The sequence below is a fragment of the Dictyobacter alpinus genome (genome assembly GCF_003967575.1).
GTDB lineage: Bacteria > Chloroflexota > Ktedonobacteria > Ktedonobacterales > Ktedonobacteraceae > Dictyobacter > Dictyobacter alpinus.
The window spans coordinates 4,997,682-5,017,320 of sequence record NZ_BIFT01000001.1 but is presented as its reverse complement, the minus strand read 5'-3'; the positions used below and the strand labels follow the sequence as shown (position 1 = coordinate 5,017,320).

General features: G+C 51.9%; 13 protein-coding genes. 6 read left to right on the top strand and 7 right to left on the bottom strand.

Going from position 1 to position 19,639, the window contains the following annotated elements; translation table 11 throughout:
- Nucleotides 1–215: 215 nt before the first annotated feature.
- Entirely contained in the window at nt 216–596 is a 381-nt protein-coding gene (locus EL633_RS19650) for a hypothetical protein (RefSeq protein WP_126628817.1), read from the bottom strand.
- 787 nt (nt 597–1,383) lie between these two features.
- Between EL633_RS19650 and trhA the strand changes: the two genes are divergently transcribed.
- Nucleotides 1,384–2,076, top strand: a complete 693-nt coding sequence (gene trhA, locus EL633_RS19645) for a PAQR family membrane homeostasis protein TrhA (protein ID WP_161982268.1) — start codon at nt 1,384–1,386, stop codon at nt 2,074–2,076.
- 659 nt (nt 2,077–2,735) lie between these two features.
- Here the strand turns inward: trhA and glgX are convergent.
- Nucleotides 2,736–4,826, bottom strand: coding sequence for a glycogen debranching protein GlgX (glgX, locus tag EL633_RS19640; RefSeq protein ID WP_126628815.1), 2,091 nt, complete (start codon nt 4,824–4,826; stop codon nt 2,736–2,738).
- Between the two features lie 317 nt (nt 4,827–5,143).
- Between glgX and EL633_RS19635 the strand changes: the two genes are divergently transcribed.
- A complete protein-coding gene (locus tag EL633_RS19635; RefSeq protein ID WP_126628814.1) occupies nt 5,144–6,691 on the top strand; it encodes a S53 family peptidase in 1,548 nt (515 codons plus the stop codon).
- Here the strand turns inward: EL633_RS19635 and EL633_RS19630 are convergent.
- Nucleotides 6,677–7,297 carry a class I SAM-dependent methyltransferase gene (locus EL633_RS19630; RefSeq protein ID WP_126628813.1) on the bottom strand — a complete coding sequence of 207 codons (621 nt, stop codon included), beginning with the start codon at nt 7,295–7,297 and terminating at the stop codon, nt 6,677–6,679. The two genes, EL633_RS19635 and EL633_RS19630, sit on opposite strands and share 15 nt — an antisense overlap.
- A 425-nt stretch (nt 7,298–7,722) precedes the next feature.
- Here EL633_RS19630 and EL633_RS19625 point away from each other — a divergent pair, with 425 nt between their 5' ends.
- On the top strand, nt 7,723–8,970 hold the full coding sequence (locus tag EL633_RS19625) for a hybrid sensor histidine kinase/response regulator (RefSeq protein ID WP_126628812.1): 1,248 nt from the start codon (nt 7,723–7,725) through the stop codon (nt 8,968–8,970).
- A gap of 295 nt (nt 8,971–9,265) precedes the next feature.
- Nucleotides 9,266–10,657 (top strand): glycosyltransferase family 87 protein, encoded by a 1,392-nt coding sequence (locus tag EL633_RS19620; RefSeq protein ID WP_161982267.1) that lies wholly within the window; start codon nt 9,266–9,268, stop codon nt 10,655–10,657.
- 241 nt (nt 10,658–10,898) lie between these two features.
- On the opposite strand, the gene EL633_RS19615 is transcribed toward EL633_RS19620, so the two are convergent.
- Nucleotides 10,899–11,669: a dienelactone hydrolase family protein gene (locus EL633_RS19615; RefSeq protein ID WP_126628810.1), complete on the bottom strand. Its 771-nt coding sequence runs from the start codon at nt 11,667–11,669 to the stop codon at nt 10,899–10,901.
- A 1,112-nt stretch (nt 11,670–12,781) separates the two neighbouring features.
- Between EL633_RS19615 and leuA the strand changes: the two genes are divergently transcribed.
- Nucleotides 12,782–14,470 (top strand): 2-isopropylmalate synthase, encoded by a 1,689-nt coding sequence (gene leuA / locus EL633_RS19610; protein WP_126629485.1) that lies wholly within the window; start codon nt 12,782–12,784, stop codon nt 14,468–14,470.
- Nucleotides 14,471–14,837: 367 nt separating this feature from the next.
- Here leuA and EL633_RS19605 read toward each other — a convergent pair whose 3' ends face one another.
- From EL633_RS19605 to EL633_RS19595, 3 genes are all read right to left on the bottom strand, one after another.
- A complete protein-coding gene (locus EL633_RS19605) occupies nt 14,838–16,271 on the bottom strand; it encodes an IS4 family transposase (RefSeq protein ID WP_126628809.1) in 1,434 nt (477 codons plus the stop codon).
- Between the two features lie 229 nt (nt 16,272–16,500).
- Nucleotides 16,501–16,860: a response regulator gene (locus EL633_RS19600; protein ID WP_126628808.1), complete on the bottom strand. Its 360-nt coding sequence runs from the start codon at nt 16,858–16,860 to the stop codon at nt 16,501–16,503.
- Nucleotides 16,857–18,401 carry a DUF7125 family protein gene (locus tag EL633_RS19595; protein WP_126628807.1) on the bottom strand — a complete coding sequence of 515 codons (1,545 nt, stop codon included), beginning with the start codon at nt 18,399–18,401 and terminating at the stop codon, nt 16,857–16,859. The genes EL633_RS19600 and EL633_RS19595 overlap by 4 nt, the downstream gene beginning before the upstream one ends.
- Before the next feature lie 321 nt (nt 18,402–18,722).
- Between EL633_RS19595 and EL633_RS19590 the strand changes: the two genes are divergently transcribed.
- Nucleotides 18,723–19,544 carry a CPBP family intramembrane glutamic endopeptidase gene (locus tag EL633_RS19590; RefSeq protein WP_126628806.1) on the top strand — a complete coding sequence of 274 codons (822 nt, stop codon included), beginning with the start codon at nt 18,723–18,725 and terminating at the stop codon, nt 19,542–19,544.
- Nucleotides 19,545–19,639: the final 95 nt, after the last annotated feature.

The following is a 19,639-nucleotide window of genomic DNA, read 5'->3' as shown; positions in this document are numbered from 1 at the left end:
AGAGCGGCTCGATGGAAAGAAGAGGTACAAAAAAAGAGGCGTGGCCAATAGAGTCGGCCACGCCTCTTTTTTCATAAAAACATCTAGTGAAAGTTTGTCTGGGGATAGTCATTGATATTGCAATGCGTGTGCACTTTTACTGGGCGCCCACACTCGCTCAAAACCAGAAAGGGAACGTAAAAAAGAAAAGGATTGGATTGTGTGATTGACGCTCTTTACTTGTCCAAATCCATATCATCCTCGTCCTTGATCAATCCCAGATAAACTCCCATCCAGCCCGCGATAAAGTGCGAGCGCCAGAGTCCTTGCTCAAACTCATTCAAGTCTGAAGGTACAAGATGTTCAATAATCATGGTAAATTGATTGTCATCTAACGGTACAGGATTCAAGCATTCATGGTCCTCTAAGAAAGTAAAGTGCGCCCGAATACCAGTGAGATATCCATGCTCAACGGCACTTTCGTAGATTGTCCGCTCCGATAAACCAATCCGTATGCGTTTTCCAAATGGCAGATCGGTTCCAGGGGAGTAGACCAGGTCACCAATTTTTTCCAGTGGTGGTGGTGGAACTTCATTTGACCGTGAAGAGAAAGACATTAGAGAACCTGCTTTCTGCATGCGAACCGTACGTACGATGTTACAAGGCTTTGCATTTTTTATACTACCTGGCAAACATAAGGCACGCGACTAAAGTGTACTGATAGATCTTCATATTTCTATCTTCCAACACAAAACTTATCATGCTCCCTTCCCTGGGAAAATATCAATCACATCAACCGACAGCTCTATTTTACATTCAATCTATTCACAAAACAAATATATCCAGATATCGACATTTTCTATTACTTTTAGGTCAGTTATTTTTACGTCCTTTTTCGATAAAAAATACATATATTTCTATAAATCAAGAAAAAAATATACTCCGGTAGATCCACCACGGTCTGAAAAAACTCTACTGGTTCTTTGCTTCGTGTGGTTGAGTCATTGTCTTCTAGAGGCGCTTCTGGCATGGAAAGTGAAGAGGCGGGTCTCCTCGGTCTGGATAGGATTTTGATGTCAGGGTATTTCTATTAGTGCGAAGCATTTAGAACCAATTGTAAAGCTAGCTCCCACACTATGCATGTTTAGCGGTTGGCTTGTTAGCTAGCAATAGTGCATTTTTGTGAAAATAACTATATAATGCAAATTGCCCTTATTATAAACTGGTGACTTGTCAAACTTTGTTTGATGGATGGTTTGCCCGCTACGCGGGCGGGAGGGGAAGAGGCCGAGGGCACAGCCCCCGATCCCCCAGGCAAGGGGCTCGCCGCCCCTTGCATCCCCGCTTCTAATCGTGATTGTGACGATGGATTTTCAAAATAGAATTTTCGGATGGAATAAAACATTGACAAAACAAGAGATTGCTATAACAGAGCAGGTGCAGCAAAAAATAAAACCCCTGCTACGAGGATGGTTCCATGCCGCGGCCGCCTTAGCGTCGGTTATCTTAACGCTTGTTCTCTGCTGGTATAGTCGCGCCGATCTGCCGCGCTTCATTTCGCTGTTCATTTTTGGCCTCAGCATGATCGAAATGTATACGGTGAGCGCCATCTACCATATCGTGCACTGGGAGCCGGCCAAACGCCGCGTCTGGCGTGCATTAGATCATGCAAATATCTTTGTGCTGATCGCCGGCACCTACACGCCGCTCTGCTTCAACATTTTATCCGGCTGGGTACGCATCACACTACTCACCACCATCTGGCTACTCGCCTTAGCCGGCATCGTCTTCGCCCTCTTTCCCTACGCGTTACGCGTCCCCAAATGGTTTAGCGCCTCCATCTATATCCTGATGGGCTGGATCGCCGTCCTGGCCATGCCCGCCTTCCTGGCCGTCCTCCCCTGGTCCTTTGTCTTTACCATGATCGCCGGAGGACTGCTCTACACCATCGGGGCCATCGCCTACGCCACCCGCTGGCCCAATCCCTTTCCGCGCGTCTTCGGCTACCACGAAATCTTCCATATCTTCGTCATCGCCGGTAGCGTCGCCTTCGCCTCCTGCGTCTGGATCTGGGCCCTCACCTTCCCGCGCGTCTAAACGGAACAGGGAGCGTAGGGAACAGTTGGCGGCCGATACACTCACTCGCATCGAGCCGCTCCCCAGGCGTAATGGCAGGGCTTGCCTCTGCTATCTGTTCACGCACGACATGCCGCTTAAACAAGTGGTTGTGTTGAGGCGAGCCCAGCGAAACGCTGATCACGACGAAAGGTGGCGATCCAATTTTAAAGGGGAAAACGTGTGAAGCGGACCAATAGTACGTCGAGTGGGCGCCACACGCGAGGCCGGCATGCAGCTTAATATAAAGGCGATACATGCTAGAAAAGCATGCATGCCTGTGGCGCCTACACGAATCATGTTTCTTCAAGCATGATCACTCAGCAACGTTGAAGTACACAAATCACGATTCATGATCCTATACATCATAGGAACGATCTGGATGGATGAACATGTCGGCAAAAAGTTCCCTATCACTCAAGTACACCAAACATGATTCGTGTAGGCGCCACAGCACTGCGTCTCGTTCATGCACGTCGGCCCACGAAAACCCAGCAGTGCGGCCTTGCGTGTGGCGCCCACTCGGCGTATGCAACGCTGGCTCATAGCGTCCATCCGACGTACACAACGACACGCCATAGAGTCGGGCTTCCCCCCTTAACGAAAATGCATGGATTGTCAGATATTTCTTTAGCTGTGTTTCAAGAGACATCAGGCGCGCTGGTAAGGACGACGACGCTGTGGGGCTGGAGTTGGATATGAGTGTCGGTGATAAGTGGGGCCTGCTCCAGGGATTGGATGTCAGAGGGGGCAGGCTGAGCGGTATCGATGACTTTTTTCCAGTTCCGGGCTTTCCCGGGATGAGGGATCTCGAAATCGAGCTCGGCAAAGTCCATGTTGAGCATGATATGCAGGTCGGTATCGGCCTCTCCGGACCAGATGGTGAAGGCGAGCACACGCGAGTTGGGGTCGTTCCAGCCGGGATCAAAGAGACGGCAGCCGTGCCATTCTATGTCTTTTTTGCCGCTACGGTCAGTGCTACCGGTGAAGAAGCTTTCGCGCCTGATACTGGGATGCGCTTTGCGGAAGGCGATCATGGCTTTGACGAAGTGCAGCAGCTCGGACTGGCTGTCAAGCAGCCGCCAGTCAAACCAGGTAACGGGGTTGTCCTGACAGTAGGCGTTGTTGTTGCCTTGCTGGGTACGGCGTACTTCGTCTCCAGCCAGGAGCATCGGGACGCCCTGGGATAATAACAGGATGGCAAAGAAATTCTTGATCTGCCGGGCACGCAGGGCGTTTATGGCGGGATCACTGGTCTCGCCCTCCACACCGTAGTTCCAGCTCGTATTATAGTTGAGTCCATCGCGATTATCTTCACCATTGGTGAGATTATGTTTCTCGTTATAGGAGACCAGATCATTGAGGGTAAAGCCATCGTGGCAGGTCACAAAGTTGATACCATTAATCGGACGCTGCCCCGGCTCAGCGAAAATATCCTGGCTACCAGCGATCCGCGAAGCAACCGCACCAATAATGCCACTATCACCCTTCACAAAACCACGAATCGTATCCCGATATTGGCCATTCCAGACCGCCCAGCGATAGCCGGGAAAATTGCCTACCTGATAGAGTCCGGCGGCATCCCAGGGCTCGGCGATGATTTTGGTGTCGGCCAGGATGTCGGATAGCTCGATCGACCAGAGGACGGGCGCATATTCCATGGGCTTGCCATCGATGCCGCGCGTAAGGATCGAGCCCTCGTCAAAGCGAAAACCATCCACATGCATCTCCTGTACCCAGAAAACCAGGCATTCGGTGATCAGTTTAGAGACGATCGGATGATTGCAGTTAAAGGTGTTACCACAACCAGAATAATTCAGGTAATGGCGCTTATCCTGGGGATCCAGGAAGTAGTAGAGGCGATTATCGATGCCCTTGAAGCTGATCATCGGCTCATTATCATCGCCCTCACCGGTATGGTTGAAGACCACATCCAGGATGACCTCGATGCCAGCTTTGTGCAGCGCCTTAACCAGATCGCGGAACTCGTCGATATGGTGGCGTCCCTCGATGTCTATGCAGTAGCCGGGATGGGGCGCGAAGTGCCCGATGGGATCATAGCCCCAATAGTTGGTCAGGGGCTCTCCAGTCAGAGGATTGGTACGGGTGACACTACCAGGATCAAAGGCCAGCACCGGCATCAGCTCAACCGCGGTAATGCCCAGGTCTTGTAAATAGGGAATCTTCTCGATCATGGCCTCAAAGGTGCCAGGATGGCTGACAGCGGAGGAGGCGGAACGCGTGAAGCCACCGACATGCATCTCATAAATAATCGTCTCGCTCATCGGTCGCACCGGACAGCGATCGCCCTCCCAATCGTATTCCGAGATATCTATCACAGTACCACGCAGAGCGCTTGCCACATTATCCCCCGAACCGATAGCATCGCTACGACGCCATAGATCGGTGGTGATCCCTCGACAATAAGGATCGATCAGCACCTTGTTAAAATTGAAGCGATCACCGGTCAGCTCGGTCTGGTTCGCACCAAAGATCCGATAGGCATAATGCGCCCCCGGCTTGAGTCCCCGCACATAGACATGCCAGAAATGAAAGGTACGATTCTTCAGCTGATCCAACAAAATCGTCTGGATAGGAATAGTATCATTCCTCTTCTCAAAAAGTAGCAGCTCGATATTGGTGGCATGTTCAGAAAAGATCGAAAAATTCACTCCCCCCGCATCTGGCGTAGATCCTAATGGACGTGGCCGACCCGCATCAACAGTATACATGGTGTTGCTTCCTTCTCGCTCATTATAATGGTAATTATACGCCTATTTACACCATTCGCATGAACACATAAATTATTCCTCAATCCACCATTTAGCCGATGCCAGTTAGCACTTTTCCTTTTATACTGCACACAGGGAAAACATTTGAAGGCCTGGCATGTATAACCCCAACCACTGGAAACCTCTGCCACTAACTATATCATTGTATAGCCGGGATTGCCAGAACACCAACGTATGTTTTCCCTCTTCTCATGCTCACAATTGAAGGAGCTGCTCGCACAGAAGATAGGGCATACACGGTACATAGGGGAGGCTTTATGGGACGAATGCGTCTGTTGCTGGTTAGCTTGATGTGTGTACTGCTGCTGCTGGCTTATGCTGGCTCTTTGCCTGCAACACAGATAGCATGGGCGGACATGCCACCCGTAGGTACCCAACAGTTCGACGTGGAACAGCAGTTTACGCATGCGATCCCAATGGATGAAGAGGCGGTCCCATTCGGGGAAGGATTACCCCCCTGCCTGAGCAGCCAGGTCCAGCCACGCTGCTATAGCCCACAACAGATTCGTCGGGCCTACCAGATTGAGCCACTACTGAACCGGGGCATCAGCGGACAAGGGCAGACCATCGTGATCATCGACTTCTTTCAGAGTCCTACGGTCCGGGAAGACCTGCGCCTCTTTGATCAGCTCTTCGGCCTACCAGAACCCTCTTTGACTATTTATACACCTTCAGGGACCGTGCCATTTGATAGTAATGATCGAGCACAACGGCTGGCAGCCATCGAGACTAATCTGGATGTCCAGTGGGCACACGCGATCGCGCCGGGAGCCGCGATCGCCCTGGTGTTAAGTCGCACGGAAGAATCCGATGATGTCTATGCCGCCACTAAATTCGCCATCGAACAGCATCTGGGTACCGTGATTTCCCAGAGTTTTGGCATTTCAGAAGCCGAACTACCAGCGGATTTTATGCAAAAAGAACATGCGCTATTTGTAGAGGCACGCGCACAGGGCATCAGTGTTTTTGCTTCATCCGGGGACCGTGGTACATTGGCGCCGATCTATGGTGGCATGCCCAGACGGCTACAATCATTTGGAACAGGCGTTGATTTTCCTGCCAGCGATCCATTGGTAACCGGTGTAGGAGGTACCAGCCTCTTTCTCGGGCCCGATGGTAGTTACGAAGGCGAAACTGTCTGGAGCAACCTTCAAGGCGCCCCTGGAGGTGGCTTTAGCCGTATCTTCTCGCGTCCAGCATATCAAGAAGGGTTTGTGGGAACAAACACCATGCGCAGTGTACCCGATGTTGCCTACGTAGCTGATCCAACCACCGGGGTAGCGGTCGTCACTACCATCGTTCCAGGACACCCGATGATCATCCCCCTGGGTGGTACCAGCGCTGGCTCGCCCCAGTGGGCCGCCATTGCTGCCCTCGGCAACCAGCTCGCTGGACGACCCCTCGGCTTCTTGAATCCTTCGTTCTACCAAATTGGTCGTGGCCCCCTCTACAAAGAGACCTTCCACGACATCACCAGTGGCAGCAATGCCTACACGCTCAAGACCCTCCAACTCAGCTATACCCTCCCCGGCTATGAAGCTGCCCCTGGTTGGGATCCCGCCACCGGACTCGGCACGCCGATCGCGACGCCACTGCTCCTGGCACTCGCCAGCCGACACTATCCTCGGCACCCGGCCAGACGTATGCCGCTCATCACCGCCCACAAAATTGGTAGCATTGGATGTAGCAGATTTCCTAAACTCCACCGCGTCAAAAAACAGACCATTCACCACCATCATCAGAGTAGATGGTGGCTGCATAACCACAAACTACAGCCCAAAAAACACCTGTCAAGGACGCCTTAGGACCATAGCTTGAAAGGACCACTCAGACTTCTCAAGCGGAATAGTTTTAAAGGACACGATCTCAAAATATGCTTCAACCGCCTGCCGCATAAATGCTTCAGTATGCCGCGAAAAGAAGCGTGGGGGGTGATGCCAATCCTTATCGCTAACGCCTTCTTTCTCTATACCACCATAGATACCAAGAAAGAAAAGCCCGCCTGACCGTAGCAGACTACTCAACTTCTCCAGGACCGCAGGAAGGTCCTGCGCAGGCACATGAAGCAAACAGTTTAGCGCATACAGCGCATCAAACGAAGCCGGCGGGAAGTCCAGGCCCAGGAAATCCTGCGCATAGGCCTCCAACCCCTTCACCCGGCACAGATCAACCATAGCTGGAGACAGATCGGTCGCGATCACCTCTAGACCCTGCTGCTGAAAGAAAAGGCTGTCGGTCCCGGTGCCGGCCCCTACTTCCAATAGCTTCTGCTTCCCCTCAAGTCGCAAAAGATCCAGGAACGCCTGCCGCTCAGCCAGCTTCCAATCCTGCTTATCCTCCAAATCACGCTTCTCCGCACTCTCACGACCATACGCCACCTTCAAACTCTCAATCACCTGCTGATAATCCATTGATAGTACTCCTCACCTCGTTTAAACTAGAAATCTACATGATGTGTTTGGGGCAAAAGATGTGCCGAGGCACATCTTTTGCCCCAAACACATCATGAAAAGTGGGCACTTTAGTGCCCGAATGGAAGCTAGCTTTCCAGGCATAAAAAATAGCGCTAGTACTTTTGAACCAGTAGAATAAAGGCAAAATCCTATGGATTTGGAGCACGAGAATCACACTTATTCACCTGAAAAGAGCTCCTTTCAGCTCCATCACCCTGAAATGCAAGATTTTTCGGCTATTATACACGTCGAGATATCTAGTAGATAATTAGACAATAGGGAGCAATGCTCGTAGAATATGCTACTGAAGAAGAAATTTCTACGAAACAAATGTATCTCAACTTTCGTATTATATATAAAGAGGTAGAATAAGGTCTAGACGTATGGATGAAGAAATCAACAATTCACCAATCCTTATAGTGGACGATGATGCAGCTCTGTTGCAAGCTCTTCCCCAGGTTGTAGACCTGCGTATGAAAAATGTTCAGGTAGAGACCACGGATTCAGCTCAACAGGCGCTGGAATTAATTAAAGAAAATGATTATGATGCGATTGTCAGTGATGTAAAAATGCCTGGCATGGACGGCATTGAGCTGCTTTCGCATATCCGTGAACTGCGCCCGGATACCCCGGTCGTACTAATTACGGGACATGGCGATCACGGTCTGGCCATTAAGGCGATCCGTGGTGGCGCATACGATTATATCTTGAAGCCGATTGATCGGGATGCTTTTGTGAATGCATTACAGCGAGCCATGCAGACCCGGCAGTTGCGGCGTAAGGTCATGGAACAGCAACTAGCCCTGGCTCTTCATGCCAGGTCCCTGGAACGCCTGGTAGAGAAACGCACCAGTGAGCTGGTGGCGGCCAATGCGACAAAAGATAAATTCCTGGATATCGTCTCTCAGGAACTAAAGTCGCCACTCTCAAATTTAAAAGGCATGACGCAGCATATGCGCAACCAGCTTGAGCGTGGCGATGCCACCACGGCGGTCCAGCAGGGTCTGAGCGATATGGAACGCTCGATCACACGTACCGAAGTACTGGTACAGGACTTGCTAGATACATCATTGATGGAGACTAATCTTTTTGCCTTGAAGCGTCAGCGCACAGATCTAGTTGAACTTTGTCGCAAACTGTTGAATGATTATACGACGCGCGCAGTCCTCTCACTAAATTGTGAGTTGCAGGGTGATCCCATTGAAGTAGAAGTAGATCGTGATCGCTTCTCACAGGTCTTGATCAATCTATTGTCGAATGCCCGTAAATTCTCAAAACGCGGGACCGCGATCACGATTACGGTCCAGCAAAGCGGCTATGAAGTCATTATTTCGATTCAGGATATGGGTATCGGCATCCCAGAAGATGCGCTACCACATATCTTTGAACAATTCTATCGTGTACCCGGAGTCGAAGTCCAGAGCGGTAGCCGTACCGGCCTCGGACTAGGCCTCTTCCTGGCGCGCAAGATCGTTGAGCGTCATGGCGGGCACATGGAGGTCCAGACCGTCCTTGGTCAGGGGAGCGTCTTCAGCATCGTACTCCCAATCTACGTCGATCCAGACGCCACCAAACAGCCCGAGGTCCCCCCAACCCTCCACACCCAGGCCGTCTGGACCATCACCCACTAAACTAAGCATCACCAGGACCGCTATTGCATAATAGCGGTCCTCCACATCCAGCCGAACGTGCGTCGAGTGGGCGAAACCATGAGAAGAGAACCCGTGCCCCAAAGATTCCCTCCCTTATCACGACCACGTCCCCGTAGTTACGACCTTGCTTGTGTTTCTTTGGGTTTGTGGCTTGTTGTTATGGATGAGACAAAATATAATAGGTACGGCACATAGATTGTAAAATAGATAAAGGCTATGTGTAATTTTTTATCGCCGGCGTGTATGGATGTGGAAAGTAAAGGTTTGGAAACTTTTGATACAGAAAAATAAGACGTATACTCTCTATGATAAGACGCAGAAGCGTTTTATCGAGGTCCAGCAGGCATTACATCAAGCTGGTAGCAAGAAAGGCACATGGTTACTGGCACTGACGGCGTTTCTATTGTTCTGTGGAGGGGCCGCCCAGGGCTTCTGGCCAACGACTGATCCGGCCCGCTATCAATGCTATGCGCTGACCTTCTGGCTGGGGAGTAATGCGGCACGGTTGTTACCGGCAGTCCAGTGTAGCTTTCTACAGATTACGCAGGTACATCAGGCATTTCAGATGTTGCCACTTGAATATCCACCGCTAACCCTGCTCCCCTTTTCAATACCGCTCCTGGTTCCGCTGCCCCTCTATCAGGTCGCGTTCGCGCTCCTGATGTCGCTACTGGTCGTGCTGGTCTACCGCCTGCTGCTACGACACGGAGAGCCAGGAGGAGCCATCGCCTTCCTCTTTTTTCTGGTTATTGGAGCCTGCGCCCTGGTTCAGATGCGCTATGATCTCTTGCCGGCCGCGCTGACACTGATGAGCCTGATCGCCGCCCAACGCGGACGCTGGGGACTGGCCTATGTGGCGCTGGCACTGGGTGTATTGCTAAAAATCTATCCTATCTTACTATTACCGGCCCTCTTTATCGCCGAGCAACAGAGCAAAGGACGCTTCTATCAACCGGCCGAGGGTTCGCTGATCCACATGCCACGCGACCTCTACCACACAGTACGGGGCGGCCTACGCTGGCAGTGGCGCAATTGCCTGCTCTTTTTCGCCGTTGTCCTCGGCATCACGGCACTCTTTGCCCTACTCGACTTCAACCACGCAGTCGTCAGTCAGTTCAACTATTTCCTCAAACGCCCCATCCAGATCGAAACGCTGGGCGCCACCCTGCTCTGGCTCGCCCATCTGGGAGGACTCGATTGGCGTATCGTCTACGACTATGGCTCAATCAACCTGCACACCGCCCTGAACGGAATAATCTCGCCCACCTTCACAATACTCTTTATCCTCGGGGTCATCTACATATACTGGATGCAATGGCAGCAGCGCCTGGACGTAACCCAGACCGTAATCGCCCTGACACTCGTGTTTATCAGTACCGGTAAAGTCTTCAGCCCACAATACCTGATCTGGCTGATCCCTCTGCTGGCCTACTCAGGCGCCTTCAACACCATCTGGACCTACCTGTGGGGAGCCGTCTGCCTGCTCACAACCGGCATCTATGTCATCTTCTACTCACAGATCCTGGACTCCCAGCATATCCACCTACCCCAGGGCTTCTTCGAGGTGGCCGCGCTACGCAACATCCTGCTAGCCATCCTGACCCTGGCCTACCTCTTCAACTGGTTTCATGCCCGCCTGGCAGCGAATCCCTCAACCACACCATAGCGGCATGGCTTACCCCCAATACATTTCGGTTAAGCATTAGTTGGCGAATAATACAACGTAGCGGCAGGGCTCGTCCCTGCAACCTGTTCACGTACGACCATGCACAAGCAGTACGCAGCACACGCTCGATCTCTTCGCCGTTACACGAACATGTGTTTGAAGAACATTTCGTACGTGAACAGGTCGCAGGGACAAGCCCTGCCGCTACGATTCGTTATAACCCAAGGGCTGCTTTTTATATTTACACGTTTTGTGCATGAGCGCTGATAAAGCGCAGCACGCGGTTCCAGGCGTCGCTGGAGGCTTCGGCATAGTCGGTAGCCCGACGATCAAAGAAGCTGTGAGGGGCGCCAGGATAGCTGATGACCTCGTTTGGTATCCCGCTCTGCTTCAACTTCTGCTCAAATTCCTGTACCTGCTCGTTAGGAATACCCTGGTCGGCCCCGCCAAACAGACCCAGAAGCGGATATTTGATCTGTGCGGCCCGATCGAGGAGCGTGCCTTCACCACCCATGTTTCGGCTCATACCAGCATAAAAACCGATCACGCCCGCGAAGCCAAAGTCTTGCTGTGTCCCACTCAAGAAAGACAGGGTACCGCCCAGGCAGAAACCTACCAAAAAAGTAGCTTTTTTGCCAGCCGGTGTGCCATAGAGGTAGTCCTGAGCCGCCTTGACATCAGCGAAGATGCCTGGCAACTGCAACTGCTGGACGTGTGGCATATACTCAAATGAATCGTCACGCGCAGTCAAACCTGCCGTACGGCCAAAATAATCGATCGCCACGGCCTGAATACCAACTTCCGCGAAGCGCAGTGCCAGCTCTTTATAGAACTGATGCAGGCCACGCACATCAGGATAAATGATAACCTGTGCACCCAATGGCTGATCCGGCTGGGCCGCATAGGCCGCAAAACGCGTACCATCGGCCGAAGTCAACACAATATCCTCACCCCGAGCACTTCCGCCCTGCCCCGGAGGCAACGGTGGACGCGCATTATCGTCATAGCACATACAAATACAGCTCCTTCTTTTACTTACAAACTACGCTTATACTATACCACTTACATAACATAAGTAGCTCCATTACACTCCATAGCACGGACCAGCCCCCATCAAGGTTGCACATAGGCGTTACACTTTTGGGAAGGTTTCATACGGTACGTCGTACCGGTTCGCAGGGACGAGCCCAATACTTTTCGGTGAAGCACTTTTGCCGCGACGAAAACGGTGAAAAAAGCCGCATGTCGTCCATTGAGTGGGCGACGTGATAATCCAACGTTGCGTACATTCGGCAACGATCATGGGTGGCGATCCGGTGCGTCATGGAAAGCGTGTTCCGCCGGCCAATCGTACGTGGAGTGGGCGCCACACGCAAGGCCGGCATGCGGCTTGATCAACGGCGATACGTGTTAAAAAAGCATCGCATGCCTGTGGCGCCTACACGAATCATGTTTCTTGAACATGTTCACTCGGCAACGTTTGGGAGCGCAAGCCCACGAATTATGGTGCTTCACACAGGATCGCTCGGCAACGTGTTGACAGGCAACCGTGCATGCAAACCATGAAGGTGAGACCTTGCCGTACCACAGGTTCCCTCTTGATGCCGTATCATCACCGTGATTCGTGTAGGCGCCACAGCACTGCGTCTCGTTCATACACTTCGGCCCACGAAAACCCAGCAGCGCGGCCTTGCGTGTGGCGCTCACTCGGCGTACGCAAGGCTCGCTCATGGCGCCTCGCCGTACACAACCCCACGCCATAGCGTTAGAGGATATCAATCTTCCCCCTCCACCGAAAAAATATTGGGGACGAGCCTTGCCGCCGACGTGCGTTTTCGCTACTCTTTTGTGGTCTGATGTGGACCTTTTATCTTGTCTGGCAGGAAGGGAGCTTTTCAGGTGTGCATTATCCTACAAAAGATTTATTAGTGGCGAAGTAGCAGCGCGTTCGCTGGCAAGCCATTTTCGACAGTGTCAGTGGGATATGCTATGATAGCATTCATATCTTAAAAAGCGAGTGTAACAAGATGTAGATTCTCTGGTAATAAATCCTATTTAACCCACTTTTCCATCCTATGTAGCAAGGAGATTGAGATTCAGATGAGTATTCAAACACGTAGCGGCATGCAGAGGGGAACGATCACAAAGTATCGACCCTTTACGCCAATCGAGCTGCCAGATCGACAATGGCCATCAAAGATGATTACGACGGCGCCTACCTGGTGTAGCGTCGATCTACGGGATGGCAATCAGGCTCTTCCGATTCCGATGAGTGTGGATGAGAAGTTGGAGATGTTTGATCTTCTGGTGGGGGTCGGTTTTAAGGAGATTGAGGTTGGCTTTCCCTCGGCCTCTCAGACGGAATATGAGTTTATGCGCCGTTTGATTGAGGAGGATCATATCCCGGACGATGTGACGATCCAGGTGCTGGTCCAGTCCAGGGAGGAGTTGATTTCACGGACCTTTGAGTCGCTGCGTGGCGCGAAAAAGGCGATTGTCCATCTGTACAATTCGACTTCGGAGCAGCAGCGGCGCATTGTGTTTGGGCTGGATAAGCCAGCGATCGTGGATATCGCGGTGCGCGGCGTGCGACAGATCAAGGATCTGGTGGCAAGTGTGCCTGAGACGGCGATTACGCTGCAATATTCACCTGAGAGTTTCTCGCTAACCGAGATTGATTTCGCACTGGAAATCTGTGAGGCGGTAGTAGATGTCTGGCAGCCAACACCTGCCCAGAAGATTATTTTGAATCTACCCACGACGGTCGAGGTTTCAACTCCGAATATCCATGCCGACCAGATCGAGTGGTTCTGTCGCCATATGCGCAATCGTGAAACGGCGATCATCAGTCTGCATACACATAATGATCGTGGCACCGGCGTAGCCTCGACAGAGATGGGTCTGCTCGCCGGCGCGGAACGTGTCGAGGGCACCCTCTTTGGCAATGGTGAGCGTACCGGCAACGTCGATATCGTGACCCTGGCACTGAACATGTATACCCAGGGCGTCGATCCATGCCTGAACTTCAGCGACCTGCCCGCGATCCAGGAAATCTATGAGAAATGCACACGTTTAAGTGTGCCGATGCGTCAGCCCTATGCCGGAGAACTGGTCTTCACGGCCTTCTCAGGCTCGCACCAGGATGCCATCAATAAAGGCATGAACGCCCTGGAGAAATCCCATAGCCCACTATGGGATGTGCCCTACCTGCCAATCGATCCCAAGGATATCGGTCGTTCTTATGAGGCGATTATCCGCATCAACTCGCAGTCCGGCAAAGGTGGCGTAGCCTATCTGATGGAGAGCGAGTTCGGCCTGCAAATGCCAAAGGCCATGCACATCGAGTTCGGCAAAGTCATCAAGCATCTGGCCGATGTACGCGGCTCCGAAATCCTTTCCAGCGAGCTATATCAGGCCTTTGAACAGGAATATCTACAACGGACCGCCCCCTTCAAACTGACCAGTTTTGAAGGTCGCACCATACTAAACAAAGCCGGCTCCGAGGCCCTGGAATGCATAGCCACAGTCAACATCAACGACGTACCGCACGAAATCCGTGGTCAGGGTAACGGACCAATTGACGCCTTTGTGCGCGCCCTCAACCAGCACGGACTGGCAAACTTCACCCTGAAATCCTACTCCGAGCACGCCCTCGGCAACGATGCATCAACCCAGGCGGTCGCCTATATCCAACTGCAAACACCCGCGGGCGCCTTCTTCGGCGCAGCCCTGGACACCAACATCGAGATCGCCTCAATCAAAGCCGTCCTATCGGCCCTCAACCGCTCCACACAACCAATCAAGTTCAACTAGAACACAGGTGCAACAAAGACGGCCAGGGGTACTATGCTTTTGTACCCCTGGCCGGTCCTCCTGCCCTCCTTCAGGGTCAGAAATGCATGCTACCTCGATCTCAGCACCGGCAGGTGCAGCCAGACCCGCCTGCCGGGCCAGGAATGCCACCTATCATCCAGATGCCAGGAGGGCCGGTCAGACCCGCCTTCCGGGTCTGGAATGTTACCTTTCATCCAGATACCGGGAGGTGCAGGAGGGCCGGCCAGGCCCGCCTGCCGGGGGTGCGGAGGTGTCCCCCCGCCAAATCCCCCTCCCCCTGCCGCCAGTATGCCGGGAGGTGCAGGAGGGCCGGCCGGGCCCTCCTGCCGGGGGTGCTGACTTTTTATCACAAATCTAGTTGATTCGAAAGGAGGGAGGCGAGTTGCACTCCCTGCAACACGTTCTGGATATACATCCATCCCAGCCACAAGGTTTTCCATCCGGGTGGACCATCGCCTTTGCGACCCAAGTAGCCACCTTGACGTGCAATGCCATGCCAGCATTGCCGCACTGTCATGGTTTGTGCTGGATGCCCACTCAAATGAGCCACCACCAGCACAATGTCAGTGGGTATCACTACCCGCGCCAACCCGTCAGGACATTGACGCGAAAGCACGCGCAATTGCAACAAGCGCACGGCAATGGGGGCAATGATGCCCAACAATGTTCGCAATCCCTCGTAATCTCGAATCTCTCGTTCTTCCATATGGCATCCCGTTTTGAGACCTTGGTGATAGTCCTCAACAATCCAACGCCTGCGATACCACGCGACCCGTTCTTGAGCCTGAGTGGCTGTGGTGGTGGGAATCGAGCTCAACAAGATCCAGTCCAAGGCTTCAACCCCTTCCGGGGGATCAGGTTCCCATGCGCGGATCACCCAGATCACCAGCGGACGCCACTGGTTGGCTTCCCGGGTGCGGGGAGGCAACAGACGCACACACTGCCAACTCACTGCCAAAAGGACCTTGCGGGTCGGGTGTTTCTGGCTACACTTGAGCTCCATCCACATGCTCGATCGAATAGGCATCTGCTTGACCATCTCCAGCAAATGCAGCGTTGGGCTACAATGATGATGCGATCGTGGAGGCACAGGTGCCTCCCCCTGTTCCACCAACAGATCAATACAGCGATCTTCATAGGCCCGGACGAGAAAATCACACCCCTGCTCTCGGCATTGGCGCATGAACGAAAAGATGTCACTGTAGCGGTCGCCCACATGAATCCATTGACAGCCAACAGGAGGCGAGCCCAGTGTGAGCACACTACGTTCCCATACCTCCGATTCCCGTTCGCGTTTCCAGCGTTGCTGTTTGCTCTCTTTCTCAGGGGCTGGCTGGCGCAAAAAGGGTTCTTGATGAGCCAATCCCAACAACTGATCATGCTGGGGGACAACAGCCAGGACGCTTTGCAACAGAAAGCCGTGATGCGTTCCATTTCCAATGGGTCCCAGTCCACGTGTCGTAGGATGAGCCTGGTAATCCATCTCCGTGGTATCCTGAATCAACAAGACTTGCCGATGCTGGTGGCAGGCTTGTCGTGTGTGCTCCCAATGGGGGGCAACCAGACGTTCATACGAGGTATGCGACGAATGCACAAATCGATAGGACGCTTGCAAAGCCGCTGGGTTCAATACACCAGGCAGAGACGCTTGTGGATTCTGCGCCAGATGAAACGCAAGATCGACGGCACGCTTCACACGACGTGGATCGCCCAGTTGGACCGAGCCAAAGGTTGCTTGGGCCCACTGCTGAGACGACAACAAGATTGCTGGGGACAACATCACCTTCTCCTTTCTCTTCGTTCTTGGCTATTCCAATGGCATGCGTACCAAGAATCGTGGCTTTTCTACTCCCACGATTCGACGACTAAAAATGTGATAAAAAGTCAGGCCGGGGGTGCGGGGGTGTCCCCCGCCAAATCCCCCTCCCTCTCCCGCCTGCGGCGGGAGCAACAATAAAAAGAAGAGACACGATGGGTAAATCATCGTGTCTCTTCTTTTTATTATACTTTCAATGATTATGCGTATAACGAGCAACCATCTCCAAAACTTCATCAATATCAAAAGGCTTGGCCAGCACAGCAACATAATGGCAGTCATTCGGATTAATAGATCTGTGCACAGCAGTCATAAAGATTAAAGGTATTGAGCTATAGCGCGGATTAGCACTCATGCGGCGGCATAACTCCCGCCCATCCAGAATCGGCATCATCACATCACATAACACGAGATCCGGCTGAGACTTCTCAAGACATTTCAAACCCTCCTGACCATTACTGGCCGTCATGACCTGATAACCCTCTTCCGACAGCACATCATGTAGTACCTCGATGATCGATACCTCATCATCAACTATTAAAATCATACTCATTGGTGCTTCTCCCGAGAGGATGAAGTATCTTTGGTAAAACCAGACTCGCTATCTGTTTCACGCGGACGAGCCGCACCTGTCAAAATTGCCTCTGCACTATCAAAGGTCGCGGCAATATTTAGTCCCTGATCTGTAATACGAAATTCGCGTATAGATGGATCATAGCCACTCTGCCTCATCTTTATAATCGAAATCAGGCGATAGAGTTGCGAATATAATTCAACGTAACGCAAAAAAAGGATATTTTCGACCAGGATGGCGATTTTGCTAATACTTTCAGGCATAACAAGGGTTGGACTCAGCAGGTCTGCGAGCTCAATAGACCAGATGGTCGTGATGTCCATATTGCGTAATGAGGTAAAAAGCGAGGTCAGGAAAAGCACAAGTCGATCGGTAGAAGCAACCGTATTCTGGAAACCGGCAATTCCATCAATAAAGAGGCGGCGTACCTTTTTGCGCCGTACCGTTTCCAGTATCTGTTTACCGAGTACATCTATAATATCTTCAGTTGGAGGCTGAGTCATAAACTCAAGGTGCTGGTTAACGACGGGATCTTCCATATCCAGTCCCATTTTCACCATACGCTGCTTCAACTGTGAAGTGGATTCATAAAAGCCAAAGTGCAGGCACTGCTCACCTTGCTTTGCACCTTCATACAAGAAATGCAGGCCCAGCAGCGTCTTGCCCGTACCTGGTGCCCCTAGCACAATCGTCGAGTTGCCGAGAGGGATACCGCCACGGACCATCTCATCCAGTCGTGTTACCCCAAAGCCCAGCCGCTCAGGTGGCGCCAAAGAGGTCAGTGAGGGAGGTAAAGGGACCTGCTGGGACTTGAGTAGAGCATCAATGCGAGGATGTAATTCGATGCCCTTGCCAGAGATCGCATAAAGATGGCGCCCCTCCATAAAGCTGCTACCACGAAACTTATAGACCTGGAACTCACGCATCCAGCGAGAATCGTTGAAATGAGAGGATAAGCGGAACAAACCATCCACCATGGTGTGCTCCGGCTGATCATACATATCTTTTTCATACTGCATTAATAAGACAGTTGTACAACCGATCGCCTCAGTAATCACACTCAAGGAATGCAAAAACTCTTTGCGCTCACTCAGCGTGGACGCATTCTGCTCAATCGTGACCATACCATCAATGACCAGCAAGGTCGCATGCTGACGGCGAACTTCCTTGCGAATCATCGTCAACAAAGCATCCAGCCCCTGCTGCTCTAAGGTTGCATAGCCACTAAGATAGATCAATTTATCAGCAATAGGTTCCTGCGAAAAAAAATCGAACGATTGCATATGAGACAACATTCTACTATGTGTCTCAGCCAATACAGTCATATAAATAGCACGGCCACCAGCGGCAACATGATTAAAGCACATCTGGTTACCAAAAATAGTTTTGCCAGCACCGGGTGCACCCATAATAAGATAGGTTTCGCCCTTTAGAAGCCCGCCTTGTAAAATCTGGTCAAATCCCTCAATTCCACTTGGTACCCGCTCGATTCTGGCGATGTCATGAGAAATTTCTGTCATCTGCACACTCTCCCCTTTAGTTACGGTTCAGCTACTAAAGGCCGTTTCAGGTTGGTATATTTATCTCAGGTTAAGCACAAGTAATATAGTAACACGAACTACTAAGATACGGCCGTTAGTAGATAATTATCACAACACAATTCTGAGCTCAGTACTCACATTTCGCGACCGCTTCCAATAGCTCGACAGAAAAGACACCTCGCAAGTTGGGTATCATCCCCTCTCTAGATGGTTCCCGCCTCAGGCCTTCAGGGATTACACTTCTCTCATTGCCAAATGTGATTGATAGACGCAATATTCCAGAAGAAAAGGATACAAATTATGTTGAGGACTTTTTTAAAAAAGTATCCCGTGACGACTTTTTATATACTGGCCTTCGCGCTGGCATGGTGTATTAAGATACCAGTTGTGCTCTCAAACACCAATAACTTTGCACTCAGGCTGCTCCCCTCATTCTTGCCGGCGCTGACCGCGCTGGTGATTACGGCCATTATCGCTGGCCCGCGCGGTGTAGGTGAGCTATTAAAGCAGGCCGGTCGCTGGCGCGTCTCACCTGTGTGGTATCTGGTAGCGCTAATTGGGCCAATGCTTTTAAATCTACTGGCACTCATCCTGCCAATCCCTTTTGGCTGGACCTTTCCCAGCTTTGCATTCGTTGGCATCCTGCTCCTGCCAAAGATTGTGGTAGGTACCTTCTTCAGTCTTGGCGAAGAACTGGGATGGCGAGGATTTGCCCTGCCACGGCTCCAGAGCTACTATGGTACCCTGACTGCCAGTTTACTGGTTGGTCTACTCTGGTGGGGCTGGCACCTACCAGAAGTTATGGCGGCCGCGCAAGCAGGACTCACATGGCAGCAGAGCGCGGGCCTGCTGGGCCGCGACCTGGTCCTGGATCTGGCCGCCTCGATCCTGATGACCTGGATCTACAACCGCAGCGGTCACAGTGTGCTTCTGACGACCCTCTTCCACCTGAGCATCGGGCTGCTGGGCCAATTCCTCGCCATCCCCAATCCACCCTATGTATCCCTGGTGAGTGTCCTGCTCAATGTATTACTCTGCCTCGCCGCCATAGCGGTACTAGTGCTGACACGGCTCACCTCTTCTATCACCAAAAAGGCTGTTACAACTGAGGTGCCAGGATAAAAAAATAGTCAGACTTGTAGCGGAGCTTCCATTTGCCTATACTCTTATAAGACATGAAAATTGTAGCTACGCCTGAAAAACATCAATTTGCAAAA

Bases quoted from the DNA above. Each gene is read 5' to 3' on its own strand.
- EL633_RS19635 (WP_126628814.1), top strand. From the start codon at position 5,144: ATGGGACGAATGCGTCTGTTGCTGGTTAGCTTGATGTGTGTACTGCTG.
- EL633_RS19630 (WP_126628813.1), bottom strand. From the start codon at position 7,297: ATGGATTATCAGCAGGTGATTGAGAGTTTGAAGGTGGCGTATGGTCGT.
- EL633_RS19605 (WP_126628809.1), bottom strand. From the start codon at position 16,271: ATGTTGTCCCCAGCAATCTTGTTGTCGTCTCAGCAGTGGGCCCAAGCA.
- EL633_RS19595 (WP_126628807.1), bottom strand. From the start codon at position 18,401: ATGACAGAAATTTCTCATGACATCGCCAGAATCGAGCGGGTACCAAGT.
- EL633_RS19600 (WP_126628808.1), bottom strand. From the start codon at position 16,860: ATGAGTATGATTTTAATAGTTGATGATGAGGTATCGATCATCGAGGTA.
- EL633_RS19625 (WP_126628812.1), top strand. From the start codon at position 7,723: ATGGATGAAGAAATCAACAATTCACCAATCCTTATAGTGGACGATGAT.
- EL633_RS19590 (WP_126628806.1), top strand. From the start codon at position 18,723: ATGTTGAGGACTTTTTTAAAAAAGTATCCCGTGACGACTTTTTATATA.
- leuA (WP_126629485.1), top strand. From the start codon at position 12,782: ATGCAGAGGGGAACGATCACAAAGTATCGACCCTTTACGCCAATCGAG.
- EL633_RS19615 (WP_126628810.1), bottom strand. From the start codon at position 11,669: ATGTGCTATGACGATAATGCGCGTCCACCGTTGCCTCCGGGGCAGGGC.
- glgX (WP_126628815.1), bottom strand. From the start codon at position 4,826: ATGTATACTGTTGATGCGGGTCGGCCACGTCCATTAGGATCTACGCCA.
- EL633_RS19650 (WP_126628817.1), bottom strand. From the start codon at position 596: ATGTCTTTCTCTTCACGGTCAAATGAAGTTCCACCACCACCACTGGAA.